A 4,452-nucleotide genomic window follows, 5' to 3' on the forward strand; every position below is an offset into this window, starting at 1 on the left:
GCGCCGGTGCTTCCGCGATCGCCGCCGGCGCATCCGCCGATCTTGTCTCGCTCGATCCCAAAAATCCCTCGCTGGCCGGCAAGAGTGGCGACGCGATCCTCGACGCCTGGATCTTCGCCAATGGCAGCAAGGTCGACTGCGTCTGGGTGCATGGCCGCAAACAGGTCAGCGGCGGCAGGCATGTGAAGCGAGAGGCCATCGCTGAGCGTTTTCGCAACGTGATGACGGCGCTTTCGGCATGAGCATGGCCGGTACAGTGGAGGCGGAAGGCGGCGGCTCGCTGCACCAGCGCATCCTCTCCGACATCAGCGAGAAAATCCTGTCCGGCGCCTGGGCGCCCGGTCATCGCATCCCGTTCGAGCATGAGTTGAGCGTGCAATACAATTGCTCGCGCATGACGGTGAACAAGGCGCTGTCGCAGCTTGCCAAGGCCGGACTGATCGAGCGCCGCCGCCGCTCAGGCAGCTTTGTGCGCCGGCCGCAGTCGCAGGCCGCGGTGCTGGAAATCCACGATATCCGCATCGAGGTCGAAGCGCTCGGCCTGCCCTATCGCTACGAGCGCGTCGCCCGACACAAAAGGCGCAGCAGCGCCGGGGATCGCGCGCTGCTGGAACTCGGCGTGGCCGGACCGGTGCTGGCGCTGGAGTGCGGTCATTTCGCCGGCGAGCGGCCGTTCGCGCATGAACAGCGGCTGATCAATCTCACCGCCGTGCCCGAGGCAGCGGACGAGGAATTCGTGGCCACCGCACCAGGACCATGGCTGATTGGCCGCGTGCCGTGGAGCGAAGCCGAGCACCGGATTCGCGCTGTCGCCGCCGACAGGCATATCGCGGCTGCACTCGATATAGAAACCGGTGCGCCCTGCTTGGTGGTCGAGCGACGGACGTGGAGCGCCGAGCACCCGGTCACCCATGTGCGCTTCACCTACGCGGCCGAGAGCCACACGCTGGTGGCGAGGTTCAGGCCGCAGGGGTGAGGCTGATCTCCCCCCACGTGGGGGGAGATTGGCAGCTTCAACGCCTCAAATCGCAGCGGTAATAATAATCTCGACCAGATATTCCGGGGCGGCGAGCTTTGCTTCGCCGGTGGCGCGGGCTGGCGTGTTGCCCTGCGGCACCCACTTGTCCCATTCCGCGTTCATCTCGGCAAAGGTGCTCATGTCGGCCAGCCAGATGATCGCCTGCAGGATCTTGGTCTTGTCGGAGCCAGCCTTGGCCAGCAATTCGTCGACAGCCGCCAGGATGTCCCTGGTCTGCGAAGCGACATTGCCGGTTGGCTGGCCGACCTGACCAGCCAGATAGACGGTATTGCCATGGATGACGATCTGGCTCATGCGCGGGCCGACATCGATGCGACGAATGCTCATTGGATGGTTCCTTCCTGTGGCGGTTGCGCTTCTTTAGAGTCGCGACCGGCTTGGGGCAAGGTCGCCAGGTCGAATCCCCTTGGGCCAACGGCATATGATACGCACACACGGCAAGTTGACCCTGCCGCCGCAATTCCGCCGGATTGGCTTGTTGACTAATGTAATAACATCACATATCCAATCGGCCGCTGCCAGCAGCCGGATTTCGCCGCCTACGGATCGCAGAATGACAAATACCTGCCTGACATTCCGCGACCTGACGCTTGGCTACGGCAGCCATCCGGCGATCCATCATCTCGACGGCACCATCCGCAAGGGCTCGCTGACCGCTGTGGTCGGCGCCAACGGCTCCGGCAAATCGACGCTGATGAAAGGTATTGTCGGCGTCCTGAAGCCGATGGCCGGCGAGGTTGTCCGCGCACCCGGTGTACGTGCCGCCTATCTGCCGCAGCAATCGGAGCTCGACCGGTCCTTTCCGGCGCGGGTGGTGGATCTGGTTTCGCTCGGCCTGTGGCCACGGCGCGGCCTGCTTGGCCGCTACACTAGGGAAGATCGCGATGACGTCAGCAAGGCGCTGATGGCGGTGGGCCTCGGCGGTTTTGAAAAGCGGCCGATCGACACGCTGTCGGGCGGCCAACTGCAGCGCACGCTGTTTGCCCGTGTCCTGCTGCAGGACGCCGACCTCATCCTGCTCGACGAACCCTTCAACGCCGTCGACGCCAAGACGGTCGGCGACCTCATTGCGCTGATCAAGCACTGGCATGGCGAGGAACGCACCATCATGGTCGTCGTCCACGATCTGGATCTGGTGCGGCAGAATTTCCCCGAAACGCTGCTTCTGGCCCGCCAGCCGATCGCCTGGGGCGAAACCCGGGAAACGCTGAAGCCTGAAAATCTGTTGCGCGCCCGCCGTTTTCACGAGGCCTGGGAAGAAAATGCACCCTGGTGCGAGCCGGGCGAGGACGCTCATGGTCACGATCACCATGGCCACGATCACGATCACCAACATGGCGTCGGACCGAGGGCTGCTTGATGGACATGCTTTACGGCCTAGTCATCGCGCCCTTCGCCGATTTCGCCTTCATGCAGCGGGCGTTGATCGGCTCGCTGATGCTGTCGCTCGGCGCCTGCCCGATCGGCGTCTTCCTTATGCTGCGGCGCATGAGCCTGTCGGGCGACGCCATGGCGCACGCAATCCTGCCCGGTGCAGCCGCCGGCTTCCTGTTCTATGGGCTGGAAATCCTGCCGATGACCATCGGCGGCCTGATCGCCGGCGTCATCGTCGCGCTCGGCGCCGGCGCCGTCTCGCGTTTCACCATCCAGCGCGAAGACGCCTCGATGGCGGCTTTCTACCTGATTTCGCTCGCCATCGGCGTGCTGATGGTGTCGATCCGCGGTTCCAGCGTCGATCTCATGCATGTGCTGTTCGGCACCGTGCTGGCGCTCAATGACGAGGCCCTGACGCTGATCGGCGGCATCGTCGCGGTGACGCTGGTCAGCCTCGCCATCTTCTGGCGGGCGCTGGTCGCCGAATGCCTCGACCCGCTGTTCCTGCGCTCGGTCAGCCGGCTCGGCAGCCCGGTGCATTTCATCTTCCTCGGCCTTGTCGTACTCAACCTCGTCGGCGGCTTCCAGGCGCTCGGCACGCTTCTATCGGTTGGGCTGATGATGCTGCCGGCCGCGGCCGCCCGCTTCTGGACGGTTCGCGTCGAGCCGATGTGCGTGCTGGCCGTACTGATCGGCTTCGCATCCTGCGTCGCCGGGCTGCTTTTGTCCTATCACGCCTCGCTGCCATCCGGCCCGGCCATCATCCTGTCGGCCGGCGTCGTCTATTTCGCCTCGATCCTGTTTGGCACGCGCGGCATCCTGCGCGCGCGCATCATCCATCACCGTCACAGAACGGCCTGATCCCCGCCCCTAGAAGGAGACCCCTCTATGCTGAAATCCATCCATGCCGCCCTGGCGATGAGCGTTATAACATTAACCGCCTTTGGCGCATCGTCGGCCTTCGCGGCCCCGCTGAAAGTGGTCGCCAGCTTCACCGTCATTGCCGATTTCGCCAAAAATGTCGGCGGCGACCGCATCGATGTCACCACCATCGTCGGGCCGGATGGCGATGCCCATGTCTACGAGCCGAGCCCGGCCGATGCGGTGGCCATGGCCAAGGCCGACATCGTGCTGGTCAACGGCCTGCATTTCGAAGGTTTTCTGCAGCGGCTGGTCGATGCCAGTGCCACCAAGGCCTCGATCATCACCTTGACCAAGGGCGTGACGCCGATCGATTTCAAGCCTGAATTCGCCGATGCCGACGCGGCCGAAGGTGCCGGCACCGGCGGCGGCAAGACGGTCACCGATCCCCACGCATTCCAGTCGATTGCCAACGCCAGGATCTATGTGAAGAACATCGCCGAGGCTTTCTGCGCGGCCGATTCGGAAGGCTGCGTCAGCTATCAGACCAATGCCGCCGCCTACACCAAGAAGCTTGATGCGGTCGAAGGTGAAGTGAAAGCGGCAATTGCCTCGATCCCAGAGAGCAAGCGCGTCGTCATCACCTCGCACGACGCCTTCGGCTATTTCGAACATGCATACGGCCTGACCTTCCTCGCCCCGCAAGGGGTCTCGACCGACTCCGAACCATCCGCCGCAGACGTTGCCAAGCTGGTCAATCAGGTGAAGCAGGACAAGGCGGCTGCGATCTTCGTCGAGAACATCACCAACCCGCGCCTGATCGAGCAAATCGCCAGCGAAACCGGCATCAAAGTCGGCGGCACGCTCTATTCGGACGCGCTGTCGCAGCCCGACGGCCCGGCCGCGACCTATATCGACATGATGCACAACAACATCCGTCAGATCAAAGGCGCTATTCTCGGCAGCTGAGTTTGAAGGATTGTCCAGCCGGGCCGCATCGGCCCGGTTGGATTTTCTGGCACGCAATGGCTATTTGGCAGAGAAATCCTTCGGCACGGATTGCCGCCCATGTCGGGGAGTGGCAAGACTGCCACCTGACCAGTTTGCGAGGATGCTGCCATGGAATACCGCGAAATCAGCGAGGACTATTCGGTCTCGGGCCAGATCCAGCCCGAAGA

Annotated in this window: 5 protein-coding genes and 1 pseudogene; 5 read left to right on the top strand and 1 reads right to left on the bottom strand. The window is 63.5% G+C overall.

Annotated elements, in window-relative coordinates; translation table 11 throughout:
* Together ENZ74_RS23180 and hutC are read left to right on the top strand one after the other, a co-directional pair.
* A pseudogene (locus tag ENZ74_RS23180) lies at positions 1-242 on the top strand (formimidoylglutamate deiminase); the annotation flags it as partial.
* Positions 239-976 carry a histidine utilization repressor gene (hutC, locus tag ENZ74_RS23185; RefSeq protein WP_082826433.1) on the top strand — a complete coding sequence of 246 codons (738 nt, stop codon included), beginning with the start codon at positions 239-241 and terminating at the stop codon, positions 974-976. The pseudogene ENZ74_RS23180 and the gene hutC, both read left to right, overlap by 4 nt.
* A gap of 45 nt (positions 977-1,021) precedes the next feature.
* On the opposite strand, the gene ENZ74_RS23190 is transcribed toward hutC, so the two are convergent.
* Positions 1,022-1,366, bottom strand: coding sequence for a RidA family protein (locus ENZ74_RS23190; protein ID WP_013532306.1), 345 nt, complete (start codon positions 1,364-1,366; stop codon positions 1,022-1,024).
* A 226-nt stretch (positions 1,367-1,592) separates the two neighbouring features.
* Here ENZ74_RS23190 and aztA point away from each other — a divergent pair, with 226 nt between their 5' ends.
* Genes aztA through aztC form a run of 3 tightly spaced genes read left to right on the top strand, consistent with a single transcriptional unit; the run spans position 1,593 to position 4,243 of the window.
* Positions 1,593-2,399, top strand: a complete 807-nt coding sequence (aztA, locus tag ENZ74_RS23195; RefSeq protein WP_063167741.1) for a zinc ABC transporter ATP-binding protein AztA — start codon at positions 1,593-1,595, stop codon at positions 2,397-2,399.
* The gene (gene aztB / locus ENZ74_RS23200) at positions 2,399-3,274 is read left to right on the top strand and encodes a zinc ABC transporter permease AztB (protein WP_013532308.1); all 876 of its coding nucleotides are present in this window, start codon (positions 2,399-2,401) and stop codon (positions 3,272-3,274) included. The genes aztA and aztB overlap by 1 nt, the downstream gene beginning before the upstream one ends.
* Positions 3,275-3,301: 27 nt before the next feature.
* Entirely contained in the window at positions 3,302-4,243 is a 942-nt protein-coding gene (aztC, locus tag ENZ74_RS23205; protein ID WP_013532309.1) for a zinc ABC transporter substrate-binding protein AztC, read from the top strand.
* Positions 4,244-4,452 lie beyond the last annotated feature (209 nt).

The sequence above is a fragment of the Mesorhizobium sp. M7A.F.Ca.CA.002.15.2.1 genome, from assembly GCF_003998715.1.
Lineage (GTDB): Bacteria > Pseudomonadota > Alphaproteobacteria > Rhizobiales > Rhizobiaceae > Mesorhizobium > Mesorhizobium ciceri.